The organism is Bacillus sp. PS196 (genome assembly GCF_037963555.1).
GTDB lineage: Bacteria > Bacillota > Bacilli > Bacillales > Bacillaceae > Bacillus > Bacillus subtilis.
This window is the reverse complement of the sequence record NZ_CP150159.1, coordinates 1,042,614-1,064,728: the sequence shown is the minus strand read 5'-3', so window position 1 is coordinate 1,064,728 and position 22,115 is coordinate 1,042,614. Positions and strand designations below refer to the sequence as shown.

At 44.4% G+C, this 22,115-nt stretch carries 24 protein-coding genes and 1 pseudogene; 12 read left to right on the top strand and 13 right to left on the bottom strand.

Annotated elements, in window-relative coordinates; all coding sequences use genetic code 11:
• Nucleotides 1–11: 11 nt before the first annotated feature.
• The 3 genes from hemH to NST79_RS05560 form a co-directional block, all read right to left on the bottom strand.
• Nucleotides 12–944 carry a ferrochelatase gene (hemH, locus tag NST79_RS05570; RefSeq protein WP_003244736.1) on the bottom strand — a complete coding sequence of 311 codons (933 nt, stop codon included), beginning with the start codon at nucleotides 942–944 and terminating at the stop codon, nucleotides 12–14.
• A gap of 71 nt (nucleotides 945–1,015) precedes the next feature.
• On the bottom strand, nucleotides 1,016–2,077 hold the full coding sequence (hemE, locus tag NST79_RS05565; RefSeq protein WP_017695362.1) for a uroporphyrinogen decarboxylase: 1,062 nt from the start codon (nucleotides 2,075–2,077) through the stop codon (nucleotides 1,016–1,018).
• Between the two features lie 121 nt (nucleotides 2,078–2,198).
• A complete protein-coding gene (locus NST79_RS05560) occupies nucleotides 2,199–4,343 on the bottom strand; it encodes a transglycosylase domain-containing protein (protein WP_163182313.1) in 2,145 nt (714 codons plus the stop codon).
• A gap of 121 nt (nucleotides 4,344–4,464) precedes the next feature.
• Between NST79_RS05560 and hmoB the strand changes: the two genes are divergently transcribed.
• The 4 genes and pseudogenes from hmoB (at nucleotide 4,465) to sndC (ending at nucleotide 8,046) form a co-directional block, all read left to right on the top strand.
• Complete coding sequence (gene hmoB, locus NST79_RS05555; protein ID WP_024572544.1) at nucleotides 4,465–4,965, top strand: heme-degrading oxygenase HmoB; 501 nt, start codon at nucleotides 4,465–4,467, stop codon at nucleotides 4,963–4,965.
• Between the two features lie 44 nt (nucleotides 4,966–5,009).
• A pseudogene (locus NST79_RS05550) lies at nucleotides 5,010–5,326 on the top strand (hypothetical protein).
• Between the two features lie 65 nt (nucleotides 5,327–5,391).
• Nucleotides 5,392–6,783, top strand: coding sequence for a hypothetical protein (locus NST79_RS05545; protein WP_212060127.1), 1,392 nt, complete (start codon nucleotides 5,392–5,394; stop codon nucleotides 6,781–6,783).
• A 72-nt stretch (nucleotides 6,784–6,855) separates the two neighbouring features.
• Nucleotides 6,856–8,046 (top strand): M20 family metallopeptidase, encoded by a 1,191-nt coding sequence (gene sndC, locus NST79_RS05540; RefSeq protein WP_212060129.1) that lies wholly within the window; start codon nucleotides 6,856–6,858, stop codon nucleotides 8,044–8,046.
• A gap of 16 nt (nucleotides 8,047–8,062) precedes the next feature.
• Here sndC and NST79_RS05535 read toward each other — a convergent pair whose 3' ends face one another.
• The 3 genes from NST79_RS05535 to ecsA are packed head-to-tail and all read right to left on the bottom strand — an operon-like array spanning nucleotide 8,063 to nucleotide 10,755.
• A complete protein-coding gene (locus tag NST79_RS05535; protein ID WP_033883054.1) occupies nucleotides 8,063–8,773 on the bottom strand; it encodes an EcsC family protein in 711 nt (236 codons plus the stop codon).
• A 19-nt stretch (nucleotides 8,774–8,792) separates the two neighbouring features.
• Nucleotides 8,793–10,019 (bottom strand): ABC transporter permease, encoded by a 1,227-nt coding sequence (gene ecsB, locus NST79_RS05530; protein WP_212060131.1) that lies wholly within the window; start codon nucleotides 10,017–10,019, stop codon nucleotides 8,793–8,795.
• Nucleotides 10,012–10,755 carry an ABC transporter ATP-binding protein EcsA gene (ecsA, locus tag NST79_RS05525; RefSeq protein ID WP_003233230.1) on the bottom strand — a complete coding sequence of 248 codons (744 nt, stop codon included), beginning with the start codon at nucleotides 10,753–10,755 and terminating at the stop codon, nucleotides 10,012–10,014. Before ecsA ends, ecsB begins: the two co-directional genes overlap by 8 nt.
• A gap of 486 nt (nucleotides 10,756–11,241) precedes the next feature.
• Between ecsA and NST79_RS05520 the strand changes: the two genes are divergently transcribed.
• The 3 genes from NST79_RS05520 to trpP all read left to right on the top strand — a co-directional run bounded on the left by NST79_RS05520 (nucleotide 11,242) and on the right by trpP (nucleotide 13,547).
• Nucleotides 11,242–11,679 carry an HIT family protein gene (locus tag NST79_RS05520; RefSeq protein ID WP_003233231.1) on the top strand — a complete coding sequence of 146 codons (438 nt, stop codon included), beginning with the start codon at nucleotides 11,242–11,244 and terminating at the stop codon, nucleotides 11,677–11,679.
• Nucleotides 11,680–11,825: 146 nt separating this feature from the next.
• Nucleotides 11,826–12,905 (top strand): 3-phosphoserine/phosphohydroxythreonine transaminase, encoded by a 1,080-nt coding sequence (serC, locus tag NST79_RS05515; protein WP_021479639.1) that lies wholly within the window; start codon nucleotides 11,826–11,828, stop codon nucleotides 12,903–12,905.
• A gap of 123 nt (nucleotides 12,906–13,028) precedes the next feature.
• Nucleotides 13,029–13,547 carry a tryptophan transporter TrpP gene (gene trpP / locus NST79_RS05510; protein WP_003233236.1) on the top strand — a complete coding sequence of 173 codons (519 nt, stop codon included), beginning with the start codon at nucleotides 13,029–13,031 and terminating at the stop codon, nucleotides 13,545–13,547.
• A gap of 73 nt (nucleotides 13,548–13,620) precedes the next feature.
• On the opposite strand, the gene NST79_RS05505 is transcribed toward trpP, so the two are convergent.
• Entirely contained in the window at nucleotides 13,621–13,812 is a 192-nt protein-coding gene (locus NST79_RS05505) for a hypothetical protein (protein WP_003233238.1), read from the bottom strand.
• Between the two features lie 129 nt (nucleotides 13,813–13,941).
• On the opposite strand from NST79_RS05505, the gene NST79_RS05500 reads away from it, so the two are divergent.
• Nucleotides 13,942–14,298, top strand: a complete 357-nt coding sequence (locus NST79_RS05500) for a YtxH domain-containing protein (RefSeq protein ID WP_003245875.1) — start codon at nucleotides 13,942–13,944, stop codon at nucleotides 14,296–14,298.
• A gap of 177 nt (nucleotides 14,299–14,475) precedes the next feature.
• Nucleotides 14,476–15,087 carry an HTH-type transcriptional regulator Hpr gene (locus NST79_RS05495; protein WP_003239501.1) on the top strand — a complete coding sequence of 204 codons (612 nt, stop codon included), beginning with the start codon at nucleotides 14,476–14,478 and terminating at the stop codon, nucleotides 15,085–15,087.
• Here NST79_RS05495 and NST79_RS05490 read toward each other — a convergent pair.
• Nucleotides 15,084–15,425, bottom strand: a complete 342-nt coding sequence (locus NST79_RS05490) for a YhaI family protein (protein ID WP_009966921.1) — start codon at nucleotides 15,423–15,425, stop codon at nucleotides 15,084–15,086. The genes NST79_RS05495 and NST79_RS05490 overlap by 4 nt on opposite strands.
• 207 nt (nucleotides 15,426–15,632) lie before the next feature.
• Between NST79_RS05490 and NST79_RS05485 the strand changes: the two genes are divergently transcribed.
• Together NST79_RS05485 and NST79_RS05480 are read left to right on the top strand one after the other, a co-directional pair.
• Nucleotides 15,633–16,151, top strand: coding sequence for a DUF3267 domain-containing protein (locus NST79_RS05485; RefSeq protein WP_003245590.1), 519 nt, complete (start codon nucleotides 15,633–15,635; stop codon nucleotides 16,149–16,151).
• 107 nt (nucleotides 16,152–16,258) lie between these two features.
• Complete coding sequence (locus NST79_RS05480; protein WP_024571667.1) at nucleotides 16,259–16,441, top strand: hypothetical protein; 183 nt, start codon at nucleotides 16,259–16,261, stop codon at nucleotides 16,439–16,441.
• Between the two features lie 52 nt (nucleotides 16,442–16,493).
• Here the strand turns inward: NST79_RS05480 and yhzE2 are convergent, their stop codons facing one another.
• Both yhzE2 and yhzE1 read right to left on the bottom strand, forming a co-directional pair.
• Nucleotides 16,494–16,580 (bottom strand): sporulation protein YhzE2, encoded by an 87-nt coding sequence (gene yhzE2, locus NST79_RS05475; protein ID WP_003155248.1) that lies wholly within the window; start codon nucleotides 16,578–16,580, stop codon nucleotides 16,494–16,496.
• Between the two features lie 124 nt (nucleotides 16,581–16,704).
• Entirely contained in the window at nucleotides 16,705–16,791 is an 87-nt protein-coding gene (gene yhzE1, locus NST79_RS05470; protein ID WP_003327753.1) for a sporulation protein YhzE1, read from the bottom strand.
• A 159-nt stretch (nucleotides 16,792–16,950) separates the two neighbouring features.
• Here yhzE1 and NST79_RS05465 point away from each other — a divergent pair, with 159 nt between their 5' ends.
• Complete coding sequence (locus NST79_RS05465; protein WP_032725314.1) at nucleotides 16,951–17,826, top strand: peptidylprolyl isomerase; 876 nt, start codon at nucleotides 16,951–16,953, stop codon at nucleotides 17,824–17,826.
• 39 nt (nucleotides 17,827–17,865) lie between these two features.
• Here NST79_RS05465 and yhaL read toward each other — a convergent pair whose 3' ends face one another.
• The 3 genes from yhaL to sbcE form a co-directional block, all read right to left on the bottom strand.
• On the bottom strand, nucleotides 17,866–18,078 hold the full coding sequence (yhaL, locus tag NST79_RS05460) for a sporulation YhaL family protein (protein WP_212060133.1): 213 nt from the start codon (nucleotides 18,076–18,078) through the stop codon (nucleotides 17,866–17,868).
• A gap of 124 nt (nucleotides 18,079–18,202) precedes the next feature.
• On the bottom strand, nucleotides 18,203–19,147 hold the full coding sequence (gene yhaM / locus NST79_RS05455) for a 3'-5' exoribonuclease YhaM (RefSeq protein WP_003245698.1): 945 nt from the start codon (nucleotides 19,145–19,147) through the stop codon (nucleotides 18,203–18,205).
• 73 nt (nucleotides 19,148–19,220) lie between these two features.
• Nucleotides 19,221–22,112 carry a DNA repair/recombination ATPase SbcE gene (gene sbcE, locus NST79_RS05450; RefSeq protein WP_212060135.1) on the bottom strand — a complete coding sequence of 964 codons (2,892 nt, stop codon included), beginning with the start codon at nucleotides 22,110–22,112 and terminating at the stop codon, nucleotides 19,221–19,223.
• Nucleotides 22,113–22,115 lie beyond the last annotated feature (3 nt).

Below are 22,115 nucleotides of genomic sequence, written 5' to 3'. Positions count from 1 at the left end.
CATCGCCTTCTTTAACGTCCTAATTTTTTTAATACGACTGTTGCCAAAGCATCAATAAATTCAGGCTTGGCATTTGGCATTTCCGGCCGGTAATAGCTTGCGCCGATATCGTCAGTAACCACTTTGCATTCATAATCATTATCATAAAGCACTTCTAAGTGATCCGCGACAAACCCAACAGGAACATATACAAATGCTTGATAGCCTTTTTGTTCGAATAAATCACGTGTTAAATCCTGAACATCGGGTCCGAGCCAAGGATCAGGCGTGTTCCCTTCACTTTGCCAGCCGACAGCATATTCGGAAACGCCTGCGCCTTCAGCAATTAATTTCGCCGATTCATGAAGCTGGTCCGGGTACGGGTCTCCAAATTCTTTGATTTTTTCCGGCAGGCTGTGTGCGGATACGATGAGCATTGCGTTTTCTCTTTCATCCTCAGGCATTGACGCATATGTTTCCTTCACTCGGTCAACCCAATATGTCACGAACTTCGGTTCATCGTACCAGCTTTCAACTGACGTAATCGTTAAGCCGCCGAGTTTTTCAGCCTCTTCTTTGGCGCGTTTGTTGTAGGACTGAACGCTGAACGTGGAGAAATGCGGCGCCAGCACGATGCTGACTGCTTCTGTAATGCCATCCTTATGCATCTCTGCTACGGCGTCTTCAATAAACGGCTCGATATGCTTCAGTCCGATATACGCTTTAAACGTAATCTCATCCTGAATTTCATTCAAGTGCTGTTCCAGATTATGCGCCTGCTGTTCTGTGATTTGGGCAAGCGGTGAAATGCCGCCAATCGCTTCGTATCTGTCTTTCAAATCTTGAAGCATTTCAGGTTCAGGCTTTCTGCCTCTTCTGATATGTGTATAATAACGTTCAATATCTTCTTCCTTATAAGGCGTGCCGTACGCCATCACGAGAAGCCCCATTTTCTTTCTACTCACTGTTTACACCCTCTTTAATGATCTGATACAAACATTTTGACAGGATATCATTAAGATACCAAAAGATATGCTTAGGAATATTGACCCATTTTTTTGTTTTGTGAATATTCATGGACAAATGCTGTCAGTTTTTTCAAAACCTCGGGACTGACATCAGGAAATACCCCATGGCCAAGATTGAAAATGAAGCCGTCTGACTCCATACCCTGATCAAGTATTTCCTTCGTTTTCTGCTCAATGACTTCCCATGGCGCAAGCAAAATGGACGGGTCCAGGTTGCCCTGCACTGTTTTAGTAATTCCTTTTGATCTGGCTTCATCAATGCCGAGTCTCCAGTCAAGCCCGACAACATCGAGAGGAAGGTCATGCCAATCACCTGCAAGATGGCTTGCGCCAACGCCAAACATGATCAGCGGCACATTCTCCTTTGCGAGCTCTGAAAAGATCCGGTTCATCACGGGTTTGATGTATGTTCTGTAATCTGCCTGATTCAATGCGCCGACCCACGAATCAAAGATTTGAATCGCTTTTGCGCCTGCCTTAATCTGCGCTTTCACGTACACGATGATCATGTCGGCAAGCTTGGACATCAGCAGATTCCATGCATCCGGCATGCTGTACATGAAGGCTTTTGTTTTATTGTAGTTTTTCGACGGGCCGCCTTCGATCATATAGCTTGCAAGCGTAAAAGGCGCACCTGAGAAACCGATGAGCGGGACGTTCAGCTGCTCATTGACAAGCAGTTTAATCGTCTCAAGCACGTACGGCACGTCCTGTTCCGGATCAATCTGGCCGAGTTTTTCAATGTCCGCCAGAGACCGGATTGGCTGATCAATCACAGGACCGATCCCGTTTTTGATTTCAACATCCACACCGATTGACGGCAGCGGCGTCATGATATCTTTATAAAGGATTGCAGCATCGACTCCGTATTGCTCAACCGGCAGTCTTGTGACATACGCACAAAGTTCGGGCTGATGTGTGATCTCAAACAATCCGTACTTTTCCTTCAGCTTGCGGTATTCCGGCTGTGAGCGCCCTGCTTGCCTCATATACCACACAGGCGTGTGATCCGCTTTTTCTCCCCGCGCAGCTTTTAAAAACGTCTCGTTAAACGTTTCTCGTTTACTCATCTGATTTCCACCTTTCATACGGCAACCATACGTTCGTATTTCTTGACTTATTACACTATACCTTGTTTTAGGCAAATGGTATAGAAATGTAGCTCAAAGTTCAAAAAATCGCCGAATTCCATTAAGAGGAAAACAATTTTGGCTGAACGTAATCGGTTCCTTCCCCTTCTCTTTTTGTCTGTGTATTATAAGGCACAATTTTATAAGACGCGCCCGAAAATAAGTTGGCATAAGGAATTTCATAGCTTCCCTTCCCTTCAACCGAATCAAGAAGCGTCTCCTCGCCGTCCTTGTTTACATAAATTCTGTATACGGCCCGATCATCCTCTTGAGCGTCCCACTTTAATTCAATAGTAAAGAGCCCCGCTGCTTTAAATGTGTAATCGGCTGTGAGTGTTTTGACCGGCTTCAGCTCAATCGGGCTTTCCAGGTCTTTAACGTTTTTAGGCTTTGTGAACACATGACCGGTTTCTCCTGCCTGTGTCAAAATATCCTTAAACAGCCGCGTCGGGTATGAGCTCCCGGCTTTCAAATAATGGTTTTGATCCGTTTTGTCATAGCCCATCCAGACTGCCCCGGTTATTTTCGGCGTATAGCCTGCAAACCAGGCGTCCTTTGTCGCGCCGGAGACGCCTGTATAAGATGTTGAACCTGTTTTTCCCGCCAGGTCGCCGTGATAGGTGCCGGACGTGGCCGTTCCCTTTTTGACTACCTGCTGCAGCATTCTCGTCATATTCCAAGACGTCTGCTTGCTGAATACCCGCTTTCCTTCTTCTTTATGATCGGCTATTGTTTCTCCGTCTTCATCTATTATGCTCGAGATAAAGAAGGGTTCAGTATACGTTCCATTCGCGGCAAATGTATGAAACGCGCCGGCAAGCTGGAGCGGTGAAACGCCTTTTTCCAAGCCGCCTAGAGCAAGAGCAAGGCCTTCATCAGGGATATCAATGCCGTTTGCTTTCAAATAAGATTTTCCTGTTTCGACGCCGATCTCATTCAGCGTCCAGACAGCCGGCGCGTTTTTGCTGTACGTAATGGCGTCAGACATAGTGACTTCGCCCTCATACCGGCTGTCGTAGTTTTTCGGCGTATAATCTCCGTAGGACTGCAACTCATCCTTCAATAGAGAATATGGCTTAAATTTCTTTTCCTGCATCGCCGGTCCGTATACAGCAAGCGGCTTAAATGTGGAACCCGGCTGGCGGACAGCTGTGACACGGTTATATCCTTTGGATGTGTAATCCCTTCCGCCGATGGCCGCTTCTACACCGCCTGTCTTGTTATTAATAAAGACCGCGCTTCCCTCGGCATTCTGATCTGTTCCGGGATAATAGCTTCCCTCTTTCATCACCTGGTAAGCCGTCTTCTGCAGCTTCGAATCGAGCGGCACCTTGATCGTGTATCCGCCTTGAAGAAGCTGCTCTCCGGAAATGGAATACTTGTCTTCCGCCTCTTTGATCACAAGGTCAATGTAGCTGTCAAACCAAGGTGTTTCCGACTGTTTCTTCACATGCAGTCCAAGCGTCCGGCCCTGTGCGGTGACAGCCTCTTTCGCACTGATATAGCCTTGGTCATTCATCATACCTAGAATTGTATCACGCCGCTCCTTATTTTTATCAGGGTGCAAAATTGGAGAGTACGTAGAAGGCGCCTTCGGAATAGCGGCCAAAACAGCGCCTTCAGATACAGTCAAATCTTTTACTTCTTTATTAAAATAATAGTGGGACGCCGCTTGTATGCCGTAAACCCCGTGTCCGAAGTAAAGCTGGTTTAAATACATTTCAAGCAGCTTGTCCTTGCTGTAATCCCGTTCAAGATTAATCGCAATGATCACTTCTTTTGTTTTTCTTAGAAATGTTTTGTCATGTGTCAGAAAAATATTTTTGGCAAGCTGCTGGGTGATCGTGCTTCCGCCTTCCACCTTTCCGCCTGCTAATATATCGCGATACACTGCTCTTCCGACAGATTTTGCATCAATGCCGTGATGCTCATAGAACCTTTTATCCTCAACAGCGATAAACGCTTCTCTGACCTGCTTTGGAATCTCATTGATCGAGACCGGCTCGCGATTTTCTGTATACAGGCTTGCAACCTCATCTCCGTTTTGATCAACAATTTTTGAAGAAGCATGAAGTATCAGCTTCTTTTCATCTATGACATAATGGCCGAGAAAAATAATTGAAATATATCCTATTAAAGCGAGAAAAGCAGTTAACACTAAAATAATGATAGGTATAAAAAGTTTCTTTTTCTTTATCTTAAACATGAACTCACCTCGCCTTTCTAAAGGTAGTATGGGAAAAATTGTTTGGAATTATGTTCGAAGCACTCGCCAATAGAAACTTATACCATTGTTTTGATATACTAGCAAGCAGGAGGTGGCTGATATGAAGGTTTATATTACATATGGGACAGCCGATTTTTTAAAAACGATCGTAGAGAAGCATCCCTCAGAAAATATCCTTTTGATGCAGGGGCAGGAAAACGCCATTTTAATTCATGAAACAAACGGAGATACCGTTTTCCAGGCACCACACGCTTATGAAGTCATTGACCAAGTCGGAGAGATCAAGCATCCCGGTTTTGCAGTATTGAACAATATTGCCGTCACTCAGGAAGGGCGTCCGCTGTTTGAAAACAGATTTAAAAACAGAGCGGGAAAAGTCGAAAATGAGCCTGGCTTTGAAGCAATTCGAGTGCTCCGTCCGCTTGACAGTGACACCTATGTCATTCTGACCTTGTGGGAAACGGAAAGCGCCTTTCAAGACTGGCAGCAGTCCGGTTCTTACAAAGAAGCCCACAAAAAACGCGATACATCTGCCGGAATTGACACAACGTCGATCTTCTCCCGGCCTTCCTATGTCACCACATATTTCGCTGTCGAATAGCTGCCGGCATGTCCGGCAGCTTATTTTATTGGGAGGAAAGCAAAATGAAGCATACTTGCCCAGTCTGCGGGTTTAAGAGATTGGCTGAACCGCCATATGATCATGAAGGCAATCATTCTCATGAAATCTGCCCGTGCTGCGGTTTTCAGTTCGGATTTGATGATTACGAGATGCAGCACGAGGATGATTCATATTTAGAGCCATCGGAAAGCATCATCGCCTATAGAAAAAACTGGCTTGCTGAAGGGTGCGTCATTTTTTCTCCTGAATGCTTCCCAAAACATCTGCAAAAAGCGAATAGAGTATTAAGGCATCATCGATTGAGCAGCTGAAACAGATCAATGTTCATCTTCCATCATAACCCTCCCCTCTGTCCCGGCACCTTCCGCCCGCCTATGAATAATCTGTAAGCGGAAGGAGTGATCGATGATGGAAGTCGGGATTTTGTCTGTCCATGTTCTGTATGTGTTTTTTATCGGTGCAATTATCCTATTTATGCTGCTGAGAAAAGACACGACATTTATTTCTCTATTCGGCATTTTTATCATATCGCTATGGGCCAGCCATTCACTTTCAGCTTCTGTCAGCAGTTTATTCCACAGCTTTATCTATGCGGCCGGCGAACTGCTGCCCACGATTTTCATCATTTGCTTTATCGTTTCAATGAGTGATTTGTTAACAAAAACAGGGATAAATGAAGCGATGATTTCTCCCTTTGCAAGCCTTGTGAGAGGGCCTGTGACTGCCTATTGGCTGATTGGAGGCCTGATGTTCGCCATTTCTCTATTCTTCTGGCCTTCTCCGGGTGTCGCTTTGATCGGCGCCGTCCTGCTCCCCGCAGCCGCACGTGCCGGTTTGACGCCTCTTGCCGCGGCCATGGCCATGAACTTATTCGGACACGGTTTTGCCCTGTCAGGAGACTTTGTCATTCAGGCGGCGCCAAAGCTGACTGCGGATGCAGCAGGCATTCCAGTCGGTGATGTCGTCTCGGCCAGTATTCCGCTTGTGCTGATTATGGGTGTGACAACAACAACTGCTGCCTTTATCATGATTCAGCGCGAACGCAAAAAACAGGAGCATCCCGCTTCTTTTTCCCCCGTTCTTTCCGGCGAACAAGACAACTCGCTGTACTTGCCAAAACGCCTGCGGTCCATACTGGCTTTTTTGATTCCGCTTGCCTTTCTTGCAGATATCGCCTGCATGCTCTTGTTTAACCTGCAAGGAAATGATGCAACCGCGTTAATTGGCGGGTCTGCAATTTGTATCCTCTTTACCGTTCATTTTTTCGTGTATAAGCATAAAGGGCTTGAAAAAATCACCGGCTATTTTATTGACGGATTTAAGTTCGGTTTTAAGGTTTTCGGCCCCGTCATCCCGATTGCCGCTTTCTTTTATCTTGGCGACTCAGGCTATGAAAGCATACTGGGCACTTCACTCCCTAAAGGTTCCCACGGCATTGTCAACGATCTTGGCATTGCTTTATCCCATATGATGCCTATGTCAAAGGAGCTTGCCGCCACTGCATTAACTGCCGCTGGAGCCATAACAGGCCTTGACGGCTCAGGATTTTCTGGCATTTCTCTCGCCGGCTCCATCGCAAAGCTCTTTTCGTCCGCTCTCCATGCCGATCCCGCTATTCTGACCGCGCTCGGACAAATCTCTGCCATCTGGGTGGGCGGAGGAACACTGGTCCCATGGGCGTTGATTCCCGCCGCGGCCATTTGCAAAGTTGATCCTTTTGAGCTTGCCAGAAAAAACTTCATTCCCGTCGCGATTGGCCTTTTGGTGACAACCCTCGCAGCTGTGATGATGCTTTAAAACAGCATGAGTTGAAATATTCAGACTTTTTCTATACAATCATGGAAAAGCATAGAAAAGGGGGAAGCGGCTTTGTCCATATCCACACTGCAGAAAGAGATAAACAAACAGCTCGACGGCTGTTTTGAAGAAATGGTTGAGATCAGGCGCCATTTTCATATGTATCCTGAGCTCTCATTTCAAGAAGAAAAAACCGCCGCATTTATTGCTTCCTATTATGAATCGTTAGGAGTCCCAATCCGCACAAACGTTGGCGGCAGAGGGGTTTTAGCATATATAGAAGGAAGCGAACCCGGCCCTACAGTCGCTTTGAGGGCCGACTTTGACGCTCTCCCCATTCAAGATGAAAAAGATGTCCCTTACGCCTCCAAAGTGCCTGGTGTCATGCATGCATGCGGCCACGACGGCCACACCGCAGCTCTTCTCGCAGTGGCCAAGGTCCTTCACCAAAACAGACATGAACTGAAGGGAACTTTTGTGATGATCCACCAGCATGCAGAAGAATATTATCCGGGAGGCGCAAAGCCAATGATTGATGACGGCTGTCTCGAAAACGCGGATGTGATATTCGGCACTCATCTTTGGGCAACTGAGCCGCTCGGAACTATTCTCTGCCGCCCCGGCGCCGTCATGGCGGCGGCGGACCGATTTACGATTAAAGTCTTCGGAAAGGGCGGCCACGGCGCTCATCCGCATGATACTAAAGACGCCGTCCTAATCGGTTCTCAAATCGTTACCTCTTTGCAGCACATTGTCAGCCGCAAAGTCAATCCGATTCAATCCGCCGTCATTTCGACAGGCTCCTTCATCGCCGACAATCCGTTTAATGTCATCGCAGACCAAGCAGTACTCATCGGCACAGCGCGTTCTTTTGATGAAAATGTCCGGGACATTCTAGAGAAAGAAATTGAAGCGGTTGTAAAAGGAATATGCAGCATGCACGGCGCGTCCTATGAGTACACCTATGAACAGGGTTATCCGGCGGTTGTGAACCATCCTGCCGAAACGAGCCACTTGGTGAGCACCGCAAAGAATACTGACGGCGTTCAGCAGGTCATTGACGGTGAACCGCAAATGGGCGGCGAGGATTTTTCTTATTACTTACAAAACGTGAAAGGCACTTTTTTCTTTACAGGTGCCGCTCCCGAACAGCCAGATCGAGTTTATTCCCACCACCATCCGAAATTTGATATCAACGAAAAAGCCATGCTGACAGCGGCCAAGGTCCTTGCCGGCGCTGCGATTACCTATCATCAGCTATAAAAAACAGCCGGAGTGTTTATTCTCCGGCTTTTTCCTTTAATATCCTCAGATGAAAAACATGTCTTGCCGTTTCTCCAAGCTGAGCAAGCAGCTTATAATTGGCAATTCCGCCGACTGCCGCTCCTACGCCCGGCAAAAGCTGAAAAAGCTTCACGACGTCGATATAATCGCGATATTCCTGCTGGAACACTCTCCAGTCGATGCTCTTTTTCTCCGTCTCCCAATTTTCGATGACAGAAAAAAGCGATTTACGGCCATCGTCACTCGAAAATGCAAGCTGAAACACGAGCAGCAAGAACATTCTTTCTTGTGCATCTTTCACATCAAAGCCGTAAATGGAAGACAAGGTAAATAAACACTTCATCTTAATTGAAAGCAGCAGCGGAAAATCAGCAATGCCTAAAAAAATGCCGCCCGCTCCGGTGCCGACTCCCTCAGCAGCTGCCACTTTCTGATAAGAAACAATCGTTTTTTTCGCCAATTCATTTTTTTCACTGAGCGACAGTGCACTTGTATCCTTTTTATAAGTGATGATATTGGAGCCGGCCATTGTCGCTTCTACCATTTTTCTCACACTCTCGGTGACGACCGTATGGATTTTCTCAGGAATCCGTTCATTCACTTTCGTCTGGACACGCTTCGAAAAGCGTTCAAACATGGAATCCTTTCGCAAAAAATGCATTTTCCATTCCAAAGCTTCCTGCATCAGCAGCTGATTATCTGTCATTTGATTACCTCTTTTCAGTTCACAGCTTTCCGTGCTTTTTCAGCCTGGTTGTCATATAAGCAGGCAAAACAACAAAAATCAGAACGGCAGAACCGATCAGCGCGTACAGAAAACCGGTCAAGCCGGCTGCATAGGCAGATGCAACAGACATCAGCAGCGCTTGAATACTAAGTGCAGTTTTTAATAGAGAGAAATAGCTTTTCAGCTTTGTTTCTTTTTTCACAGGGTACAGCTCTTGAAGCGCCAGATGGTCAAAGTGGCCGAAGAGCGGCAGAAGCTGAATGCCCGTAATGAAAATGGCAAACACAGTCAAAACCGCTGCAATCAGCGGGCTGGCTGAGACATACATAATGATCAGCGCGAAAACGATCGTTAATCTGACAAGAATGCCCAAATAATCACTCGAACGCAAAAAGGCGCGGGTGAACATATAGGCAAATGTTTTGCGCTGTTCAAACGGCACAAGCCGCAACAAAAAGTCGAGATAAGCTCTGCGTTTGGCTTGCTTTCGCAAATGCGGCACATCAGTAAACAGGTTGGCAATCCGATAGAAACGCTGCTTTCGTCTCAATTCGGACTCAATATGGCTTTCCCATTTAAATGTTTTCCGTTTTGCTACGGAAGACATATACAGATAAAGAACAGCCATAATGACATAGACGAGAAGCGCATACATATAAACAGATTGGAAAACAAAATAAAGAACGAGTGTATTCGCCGCAAAGCGAATGATGACGTCCATCCGTTTCATGCTGCGGTCGTTTTGGAAAGTCGTGCGCCATTCCATTACCTGATTCCACGCTTTCAGCAGCAACAGTTGGACAAAGACCGCGGCATACGATACGAGCGAAGCTCCCGGTGTGACTGCGAAATAAAGCGGCATCGCAACGATGCTCAGCGCAATAAGCGGAAACAGCTGAGACACATAGCTGTAGACAAACGCCTGCTTCAAGTAAGGCTCCATTTTTGCTTCAAGAGGCAATAAGAAAACAAGGTCAGCCTCCTTCAAAAGCGTTCGCACATAAGAGCTTGTCAACACGAGCGAAAACAGTACGGCCATCACCCAAAAGGACGGAAAGTGAGCGGGAATGTCCCGTATCCATTTGCTGTACCAGCTTGCAGCGCCCGCTAGAAAAAAAATCAAAACAATGACGAGGTGATCGTTGAGCATATATTTCATGTATGTTCTTGTTTCTTTGATATGCTCCTGCAGCCGCGACTGCCAAATATCAAGCATATTATTCATGGCCAGCGTCTTCCTTTGTAAGCTCAAGATACAAATCGTCCAGCGCCGCGTCCTTCATTCCAAACTGCTCTCTGAGCTCTGACAGCGTGCCGCGCGCCCGCACCTCGCCGTTATGTAAAATTATAAACGAATCGCAATAGCGTTCTGCCGTTGCCAAAATGTGTGTTGACATCAGCACGCTCGCCCCGCCTTTTTTCGCTTCATTCATCCGTTCAAGCAGCGCGTTAATGGCAAGCGGATCAAGCCCTAGAAAAGGCTCATCAATAATGTAGAGCGCAGGCTCTGCCAAAAATGCGCACATAATCATAACCTTCTGCTTCATTCCTTTAGAAAAATGGGCCGGGAACCACTTCAGCCTCTTTTCCATTCGGAATTCCTTTAAAAGCGGAGGCAGCCTTTTCTCCATCGTTTCTTTTGACAGTCCATATGCCATGGCTGTTAGTTCAAGATGCTCCATCAGCGTCAATTCTTCGTATAAAACAGGTGTTTCAGGTATATAGGTAAATTGTGAACGGTAGCCTTCCGGATCCTCAGCAAACGTTTTACCGTTTAATTCGATTGAACCTTTATGCGGGTCCATCAGCCCGATGATGTGTCTGATTGTTGTACTTTTACCAGCACCATTCAGCCCGATTAAGCCGACAATTTGATTCGGTTCAAGGGTGAATGATACGTTTTTTAAAACCGGATTCCTTGTATATCCGCCGGTCAAGTCTTTTACCGATAGCAGAGACATAGTTTCTCCCCTTATAGTGTTTTTCTTCATAGTACCAAAAACAAGGCCTGATTTGAAACAATTCCCTTTTAACAAATGATGAATTTGCTGTCATAAAGAGACAGGTTCTGGACATCATAATAGTTGTAGAGGAAAAGCATATCAACTGAAAAATGAGGTGTTTGTCAAAGACGTCTTAGAAACAGTTGGATAGAAAATAAACATGTCCAATGCTCAAACCATTTCTCTTCACTGAATTGATGAATTCTTCATGTATGAAGCAAATTGTCAAATGAGGTGTTTATCGCAGGAATCGTTAGGCATTAAACAAGTCTTCATTTTATTGACAAATGAGGTGCTTACCAAAGGCATAACACATTTTCTTCATATAAGCTCTTCCTCTGCATTCAGGGTGAACGCTCGCCGTTCATCCTGTTTTCTATTTTCTGCATTTCTGTGGTACGATGAGTGTATACATACTAAACAATTTCATAAGGAGGAACCCTCATGCATTGTGCAGAGAATTGTATCTTTTGTAAAATTATTGCCGGCGACATTCCATCCGCGAAGGTGTATGAAGATGAACATGTACTTGCCTTTCTTGATATCAGCCAAGTGACAAAAGGCCATACGCTTGTCATTCCGAAAACACATATTGAGAATGTATATGAATTTACAGATGAATTAGCAAAACAATATTTCCATGCTGTTCCAAAAATCGCCCGCGCTATCCGGGATGAATTTGAACCGATCGGCTTAAATACGCTGAACAATAACGGCGAAAAAGCTGGACAATCTGTGTTCCACTACCATATGCATATTATCCCTCGCTACGGAAAAGGAGATGGATTCGGAGCGGTTTGGAAAACGCATGCTGATGATTATAAACCGGAGGATCTGCAGAACATCTCTTCCTCTATCGCAAAACGCCTGGCCTCATCATAAGATGAGGTTATTTTATTTTGTGAACATTTCGCAAACATCCGTCAATTTCTTTTGATAATTCTAATTTTTTATCAAAAAACTGAATTTTTGTGATAGGATAATTGTATTATTTTATACATTAACGTGGAAAACAGGGAGAGATCATAATGGAACGTACAACGAATTTTAACGCAGGTCCTGCAGCGCTGCCACTGGAAGTTCTGCAAAAAGCACAGAAAGAATTTATTGATTTTAACGAATCCGGCATGTCTGTTATGGAGCTTTCCCACCGCAGCAAAGAGTATGAAGCGGTGCACCAAAAAGCGAAAAGCCTCTTAATCGAACTGATGGGCATTCCGGAAGATTACGATATCTTGTTTCTTCAAGGCGGGGCAAGCCTTCAATTCTCAATGCTTCCGATGAACTTTTTAACACCTGAAAAAACCGCACATTTTGTGATGACCGGCGCTTGGTCTGAAAAAGCACTGGCAGAAACGAAACTGTTCGGGAACACGTCTATCACCGCTACAAGTGAAACAGACAATTACAGTTATATTCCAGAGGTTGACCTTACGGATGTAAAAGACGGCGCATATTTACATATCACATCCAACAATACAATTTTCGGCACTCAGTGGCAGGAGTTTCCGAATTCTCCAATTCCGCTCGTAGCCGACATGTCCAGCGATATTTTAAGCAGAAAAATCGATGTGTCCAAATTTGATGTGATCTACGGAGGCGCCCAAAAGAACCTCGGCCCTTCCGGCGTGACTGTAGTCATCATGAAAAAAAGCTGGCTGCAAAATGAAAATGCGAACGTCCCAAAAATCTTGAAATATTCCACGCATGTCAAAGCGGATTCACTCTACAACACTCCGCCGACATTTGCGATTTATATGCTGAGACTTGTTCTGGAGTGGCTCAAGGAAAACGGCGGTGTGGAAGCTGCTGAACAGCGCAATGAACAAAAAGCGCAGGTTCTCTACAGCTGTATTGATGAAAGCAACGGCTTCTATAAAGGACATGCCAGAAAAGACAGCCGCTCACGCATGAATGTCACCTTCACGCTTCGGGATGACGAATTAACGAAAACATTCGTCCAGAAAGCAAAAGATGCGAAGATGATCGGCCTTGGCGGACACCGTTCGGTGGGAGGCTGCCGCGCTTCTATTTATAACGCGGTCTCTCTCGAAGACTGTGAAAAATTAGCTGCGTTCATGAAGAAATTCCAGCAGGAAAATGAGTAAAAAGTCTGGCTATGCAAACCGTCCGTTTGGTATACTGTTTGCATAACACATTCTGTAAAGCCTTCGCAATAAATGATGAGCATATTATTGGAGGGCAAAAGCTTAGCAGAGGAGAGCATAGATATGAAAACAAAAGAGTTAGTCATTATGGCTCTGTTTGCCGCTATCGGCGCAGCGCTTCATTCCATTATTCCGCCCTTTTTAGGCGGCATGAAACCAGATATGATGCTGATCATGATGTTCATGGGCATTCTGCTGTTCCCGCGGGTGCAAAATGTACTCGTCATCGGGATCGTGACCGGAATCATTTCCGCGCTTACAACCGCGTTTCCAGCCGGACAGATCCCTAACATCATTGATAAACCCGTATCAGCGTTTCTGTTCTTCTCCCTGTTTCTCTTGTTCAGAAAGAGCCGGAAAACAGGTGCAGCCGCTGTGCTGACAGTGATCGGGACCATCTTATCAGGAATTGTGTTTCTATCGTCAGCTTTATTGATCGTCGGTTTACCGGGCGGTTTCGCCGCATTGTTCGCGGCTGTTGTTCTGCCGGCCGCTGTGCTGAATACAATCTCAATGATCATTATTTATCCGATTGTGCAAACCATTTTAAGGCGTTCAAGCTTTATGGAAGCTGCTAAATAATTGTCACACAAAACCTCTTCCGCTTCCGGGAGAGGTTTTTTTGAACAGAGCGCCCGCAGCATGTCAGCATGTTTTAAGCGAGGAGTTTTGTGAAAAAGATAAGACATAGTGTAAAGGCGGTTCCGGTTGAACAAACAAGCGCTTTCTGCCGGATAACCCTCTTGGGCGGATAAGAAGCAGCCTGGCTGAGAAGTTTGATATAGTAAACAGCGCCTGAAGCGAAGGCAAGGGTGATGCAGGATAATACAATCAAAAAGACAGACAACCTTCTCCCTCCTTTTCACTTAAAAAATATGCTAAAATAAAGCAAGCTATGTATAGAAGTTCAGGCTTTCAACAAAAATGAAAAATGCTGAATGAATCCTATTTTGAAGAAAAAGACGGGGTGATTGTAATGGCGAGCGGACGTTCTCTATTAACAGGACTATTCGTAGGCGGCATCATCGGAGGAGCAGCGGTTCTTCTTACTGCACCTTCCTCAGGAAAGCAGCTGCGTGAAAAAATGAAAACCAATTATGATTCTTTTGAAGAAACAATCAAACGCTTAAAGTCAGACGGGCTTGCATTAAAAGACCAGCTGATCAAAGCGGCAAAAGAAAGCACGGATGTTATTAAAGACGTGGGCGGCGAGCTCCAAACATCAATTAAAAAATGGCAGGAAGAGATCAAGCCTCACCAGCAGGATCTGCAAAAAGAAATTGCCGATATCGAAGAGAAAATCAGACAGCTGGAGAAAACCTTACAAAACTAATATCCTATTCAAAAGAAAAAAATGCGGGCCAAAATTGGACCCGTATTTTTTTTGGCCGAAAAACCCTTCCGCCGCAATGGTTTGTGAATTTATTAAAAAATTCTTACATTTTCATCTTTATTAATCTTTATTTTATTGGCATAATAGAGAAAAAGAAAAAGAGAAGCAGGTGACGTAATGAATCGAGTGGAACCGCCCTATGATGTGAAAGAAGCTCTGGTCTTCACCCAGAAAATGGCTCAGCTTAGCAAGGCGCTTTGGAAATCAATCGAGAAGGATTGGCAGCAATGGCTCAAACCGTATGACCTGAATATTAATGAGCATCATATTTTATGGATTGCGTATCAATTGAATGGAGCTTCCATTTCTGAAATCGCGAAGTTCGGGGTCATGCACGTATCAACCGCATTCAACTTTTCAAAAAAGCTGGAAGAACGGGGATATTTAAGGTTCTCCAAACGGCTGAATGATAAACGGAACACATATGTCCAATTGACTGAGGAAGGTACCGAGGTATTCTGGAGCTTGCTTGAGGAATTTGATCCGACACGCAACGCTGTTTTTAAAGGTTCACAGCCTTTGTATCATTTATTCGGAAAATTTCCTGAAGTGGCAGAAATGATGTGTATGATACGCCATATCTACGGCGATGATTTTATGGAAATTTTCGAAACGTCACTCACCAATATTGACAATGACTTTGAAAGCGTAAACGGAAAATTGAAGAAAAAAGCAAAGGACAGTGCGGCGGATGAACCGGCTGAAGAGCTCGAACCTGTAAACAGTTAATCAAAATGCTTCATGATGTCGATAAAGACTTCCATCAGCTCTTGATAAAGCCCCTGCTCATACAGGGCAAAAATTGTTTCATGAACATCTAATTTTTCATTCAGCTGTCCGGCAAAAAGCGCAAGGAGCTTATCAAAGGTTACAAATCCTTGCGCTTTTTGTGTTGCCAGCTCTTCCGACAATTCATCGCATATCCTCATAACCGCTTCCCCTTCTTCCTTGCTCAGCCCTTTATCAATGAGAAGCGCATAGAAGGGGTACCTGTCCATATCTACTGTTTTCACTAATAATTGTATGTAATATTCTAATCGCTCAATGCGATGATCCATCGAATCCATCCACACCACTTCTTTCTATCTTTAATCTTATTTTAGCTGATAATTCACTGAGAAGAAAGTTCTAACCCCATATTTCGCAGTTTGTTTGCTTGTTTCAAAAAAATACCTGCAGGATGATATTTTTTCTTAAAAAAGCATTGATTTTTTCTCTTGGGAGGAGTAAATTATTTTGAGATTCTATTCAAGATGTATGGAAGGATGACTTTGATGAATTGCTGGAAGACCATAAATCTCATGAAGGATTATGGCGCCGTTCGCATAATATTAACTGCTGTATGTTTTATGATTTTGGTTTTTATATCTACCTTTTTAGCTTTTGAGCTGCTGCGGCCTGGCACAAGCTTAAGCGATGAATATGTATCTTTATTCGGCGGTTTGCTCGTCGTTATTTTATTTGTACATAAAGTCATCCATGTCCTGCCAATCATCTGCAAAAAAAGAAAAATAGAAAAAAAGTTTTACATATTGCGCATGCGCACATGGAAACGTATACCAAAAACAACAATGCTGATTTCACTCGTCAGCCCGTTCTTGCTGATTACACCGGTATTGTTTTACGCAGCACTGGCATTTCCGAATCACGCTCATTATTTTTGCATGATCTCGGGCATTCACGCCGGCTACTGTCTGCCTGATTTCCTGCTGGCTCTCAAGCTGATAAAAGCACCGAAAACCGCTTTTATTGATCAGGAAGCTGACGGCTTGGATATTCTTGTTGAAAAGTAGTCAAACCCTGGTGCTGGTGGCGATTTTTCAATTTGCATTCTATCTTTTTTAATAAATATTTGGTAATGTAATATGGGACAGTTCAGAGAGAGGGGGAATCTCCCATCATTTTATTCTATTTTATCGTGGCTGCCGTGTTTATTTTATATTTCATAAACAGGCTCACCAATACATTATGCCTTGTCAGAGAGATTCCTGAAGAGCGGCAAGATAAGGTATTCCGATTTATTAATGTATCTATATTAATTTTACTGATCTCTTCGTTTGTGGAGATCTCCTTTACAGTGTAAATACGAAAGAAAGCATAGCTGCTGATTAAGCAGCTATGCTTTTTTATGTTGATTAGTACAGCCAAGAAGCGCCGATGATAATCAATAAAATAAATAACACAACCAATAAAGCGAATCCGCCTGCAAATACTTCACCCATCTTAAATAGCACCTCCTGTAATAAGCTTTATTTACCAATTACATGTTATGCAATTCATGTTTGAAACGATTAGGCGCTAGTGAAAATAAAGGATCGCTTATGTTGCAAGCGATCCTCGGGCTGCTTAGTAGATGTAAGCTGCACCTACGATGATAAGCAAAATGAACAGTACTACGAGCAACGCGAATCCGTTAGAGTATCCTCCGCTCATGTTACATACCTCCTTTTCTTGATCAATATATAAGTATGTCATCAGCAAAAGTTTGACTAGACGAATGCCCTTTATTTAAAATCTTTTTACAGAAAGCCACAATATGTTATGATACGCATAGGTAATTTAATTTGGAATGATTAGGAGTGTTTGAAAACAATGAAGAAAATCGCAATAGCAGCTATCACTGCTACAAGCATCCTCGCTCTCAGTGCTTGCAGCAGCGGCGACAAAGAAGTCATCGCAAAAACAGACGCAGGCGATGTAACAAAAGGCGAGCTTTACACTTATATGAAAAAAACAGCTGGAGCAAGTGCTCTCACACAGTTGGCACAGGAAAAGGTGTTGGACAAAAAGTATAAGGTAACTGATAAAGAAGTGGAAAATAAACTAAAGGAATACAAAACACAGCTCGGTGACCAATATTCAACCATAAAAAAACAATATGGTGAAGATTTCCTGAAGGAAACAGTAAAAATGGAATTACTTACAGAAAAAGCGGCTAAAGATAACATCAAAGTAACAGACGCCGATATCAAAGAGTACTGGGAAGGCTTAAAAGGCAAAATCCGTGCAAGCCACATCCTTGTTGCTGATAAAAAGACAGCTGAAGAAGTAGAGAAAAAGCTGAAAAAAGGCGAGAAGTTTGAAGACCTTGCGAAAGAATACTCAACAGACAGCTCTGCTTCAAAAGGTGGGGATCTTGGTTGGTTCGCAAAAGACGGTATGATAGCTGATTTCAGCAAAGTTGCATTCAAATTAAAAACAGGTGAAGTCAGTGATCCTGTCAAAACGCAATACGGCTACCACATCATTAAAAAGACAGAAGAACGCGGCAAATACGATGATATGAAAAAAGAACTGAAATCTGAAGTGCTTGAACAAAAACTAAATGACAGCAATGCCGTTCAGGAAGCTGTTCAAAAAGTCATGAAGAAAGCTGACATCGAAGTAAAAGATAAAGATCTGAAAGACACATTTAATACATCTTCAACAAGCAACAGCACTTCTTCGTCTTCAAGCAGTTCTAAATAATAAAAAAGCTGTGCAGGCTCATTGAGCCGCACAGCTTTTTTATGCGATGGAATGGTTTTGATTTTCTTCTCCATGCTGCTGAGAACTGCGGCGTTCTCGTTCCTTTTCCATCCTCTCCATATAAATCTGCCCTTCTTTTTCAATAAAAGCCTGGTCTACTTTTTCTTCCTCTTTGGCTGCCGCCACAAGTTTATATGCACTGAAAATGATGCCTACAATACAAAGATACACCCACCATGGAAAAAATAACACGGGCTCCTCCCCCTTTGCATAGATTCTTTATTCTTAATCATATGCGGGAATGAGACGAGTTATGAGCGGGAAAGACGCATCAAAAAGGACTGAGCTGAATATGTCAGCATCAGTCCTTTTTAAGTTATTTATGAAATGTCGGTTTATAAAAGGAACGGTTTTCCAGTGCAAATACACGTTCAGTATACTCGCCCGGCTTCACGCGCTCAAGCGCTCTGTCCATCATATTCATTTTTGCATCCAGATTGTCTATATAGTGAAGAATTTCCGCTTCTTTCACCATCGGCGGTTTCGGGCTGCCCCATTCTGCTTTGCCGTGGTGACTCAAAATCAAATGCTGAAGAATTAACACCTCTTCAGAATCGATTTGAAGCTCCTCAGCAGCTTTTGAAAGCTCTGTCACCATGATGGAAATATGGCCGAGCAAATTGCCTTCAACCGTATATGAAGTGGAAACAGGGCCGGACAGCTCCTTCACTTTTCCAAGATCATGCAGGATAACACCGGCGTAAAGCAGATCACGATCAAGAGAAGGATATAAATCTGCTATTGCTTTCGCCAGGTTCAGCATAGAGACAACATGATACGCCAAACCTGAGACAAACTCATGGTGGTTTTTCGTAGCCGCCGGATAATCCATAAACTCAGCTTCGTGTTTTTTAACTAAAAACCTTGTGATTCGCTGGATATTCGGATTTTTCATTTCAAATATATATTGAGTGATGGTATCCATCATTTCATTTTTCGGAATCGGCGCGGTTTCTAAAAAATCATCAATATTGACGTTTTCTTGCTCGCTTACCGGTCTGATATTTCTTAGCTTCAGCTGGGTGCGTCCGCGATAATGATGAACATCGCCGACGACCTTGACAATCGTCTGCGGCGCATAGGTCACTTCATCACTTTGCTTGGCATCCCACAGCTTCGCTTCAATATCGCCTGACTGGTCTTGCAGCATCAGCGTCAGAAACGGTTTTCCATTGCTTGCAATCCCTTTCGTCGAGGATTTAATCAATAGATACTGGTCCACCTGTTCGCCAACCTCATGTAGCATAATCCCTTTAGCCATTCTATTAAAGCTCCCTCCGTATCTTACATAATACCAGTATATCACATACCGATTTTCAGCTATAGAACCTCTTTTATGACACCAAATGGATGATTTGGCTGCTATGAAATGCATCTTTTACGTGCTCATGGCATGTAAAATACAAAATCTGCCTACCGCCTTCAGATAAATCATACAGAACATGTAATACACGTTTCAGCCTTTCCTGATCAAAATGAACAAAACTGTCGTCAAGCTGGAACGGAAGCTTTGACTCACCCTGGCGCGTAACGGCCAAAGCAAAGCGGATCGCTGTATACAGCTGTTCACACGTCCCTTGTGACAGCTCTTCCGCATGATAGACAGTGCCATCGCGATGCATAACCATGATCGAATCATCCGTTTCGGAAAAATAAATGGTTTGGTAGTTTCCGTCAGTCAGAGGACGGAAAAATTCTCCTGCCGTCTCCAGAAGGCGCGGAAGCTCGATTTTTTTATGCCGCTCCAATTTGTTTCTGATCACCTGTTTGACCATTTGTATGGAGGCCCATTTTTTAGCCGTTTCTTTCACACGTTCTTTTTGCATTTCGGTTTGAAGCTTGAGGTCTGAGACCATTCCCGAAGCCTCTAATTGTTCCTGTTTGACTGAGAGCAGTGCGATTTGGCTGTGGAGCTGCTCGATCTCCTCAGTCAGCCGCTCTTTTCTTTCATTCTCAACAAATTGCTTATCTTTCAATTCAGAAAGCGTATTGGAATCCGCCAGTTCAAGTTCCTCCGGGTACCCGCCTTGAAGCTGTGCGTTTACGTGATGAAGCTTGTTCTCCGTATCCTTCAATTGCCTGCTGATGGCGGCTATGGCAAAAAACGCATCTCTGTCTTTTGCAGCAGCCGCGGCAAATAACTGTTCAATCTGTGCGTGGAAATACTGTATTTCTTGCTCAAGTTCAAGCATCTGTTCCTTTGTATAATGAATATCTGTTTCAATTTCCTTTTTTTGCTTCTCAATTTCTTTTTCACGTTCAATGTTTTTCCGCAATGTGTGAAGGGCGTCCGAAATGGAGATATCCTGACTCTGATTCACGGGAAGAAGCATACTGACGCGTTCTTCGAATGTTCTCCGGTGCTTTTTCAGCCTGCCTGCTTCTATGGTCAGCTCATGCTTTTTCTTCACTTCTTTTTTAACATCCTTCATTAAGCTGTATGCATCAAGCAAAAATGATGGATCTTCCTTAAATCCGAGCTCATTCATAAAACGCTCAACCTGTGTAAAGGACGGCGCCATTTCGGCTTCCCACTGTTCAAACTGCTGGATGACCCTTTCATACGCCGCCTCTTTTTGCTGGAGCGCTGCACGCTGTGTGAGAAGGTGCTGCTTATTGCGGTCATCCTCCCATAACGCTTCTCTAAGCATTTCAGCTTCTGCTGGTGAAATATCCGTCATGGGCTGTCTTGTCTCTCGGCTGTTTCGAGAAGACGACTTTCCTGAAACAAGCCAATACACAATAAGTGCAGCGCCGAAACTTATGGCGGGAATCCATTGCTGCAGCAGAGAAAAGAGAACGATGAACAACATACCAGCTGCAATGACAGTCTTTTTCTGTTTAGCCTGCTGTCTTTCAAAAAACGTTAGCTGTTCTCTGAGCTTCGCTTGCTCTTGGTGCTGCCCCTGTGTTTCATCATATGCTCTAAGAGCTGCTTCTTTATCTTTTCTTTGGCTGTTTTCAAGAATCGCGGACGAAGCGGCACGAACGGCCTTTTCCGCGTCTTCCAGCTCTTGCCGGGCAAGTTCAAACGTCTCGTCAAGCTGCCGTTTTCTGTCTCTTGCCTGTACATATTGCTGCACCGCTTGCTGAAGCTGCCATTCATAATCATATGAGGTGTTCATATTCAGGAGCTCATTTTCATCCGTTTTATTGAGCTGTTCCAGCCCTGCCGCTGTCTGCGCAGACGTCTGGCGCAGCTGTGCCTGAATGGCTGCCAGCTGTTCTCCCCAGGATTGGTACATATGAAACGCTGCCGAAAGCTCTTGTATCAGCGTTTCTTTCGCCAATAGTTCTTTATCGGGGATAAGCTTTTGCCTCTGTTTGTCCAACTCCGCCATCTTCACCCGAAGCGCCTCAAGCTGTGCTGATTTCGGGTGAAGATGGGATTCATATTTTTCCAGCTGATGCAGTCCGTCAGCAGGAAATTGTCCTGCGTGTTCCGGAAATTCTGCAATCACCTGTTCGAGTGTCGCTTTTTCATTTAGCAGCGGCTTTCGCTCAATCGCTCCCTCAATCATTCGGATATGTCCCGCCGTCTCTTTCAATTCGGTTTCCGCGGCTGCAAGGCGGGCTTCAAGCGTTCGTTTTTCCTCGAGAAGCTGATGATAGCCCGCTTCCTCTGCTTCAGCCTGTTTTAGCTTAACTGCCAGCTGCTTAAGCGTTTCCAGATCCTGATTCAATTGAGGGTTTCGCCCATTTGGTTTATAGAGCCTTTCGCTTTCCTTCGTCAGCCTTGAATCAAGCTTTGATACGGCTTCAGCACCAAACAAGCTGGAAAAGAGCAAAAATTCCCCTATCTTGTCCCGATTAAAGGCGTGAATTTCCTGCAGCCCGAATACGTCGAACGAATATATGGCTTTGTACAACGACCTGTCTGTGCCCTGGAACAGCTGCTTTAAAACATCTCCCTGCTTTACTTCGCCCTTTTCTGTGTACACGCTTAGTTTTTCGGCAGTCCCTTTCGTCCGTTCGATCTTCAGCACCCCATACTCAGGATGTTCAGCTTCAAGAACACCGCCGTAGACACCGCCTGTTTTCGGTTCATACTTTTTCGTTTTCGGAAAACCGAACAGCATGCTTTCAATAAATGACATCATCGTCGTTTTTCCTGCCTCATTTAATCCGTAGATGACTTGGACAGGAGAGGCGGAAAAGTCAAAGGTCCGATTGGAAAATTTTCCGTATTGGTAGATATGTAAAGATATAATTCGCAAAGCTGTCACCGC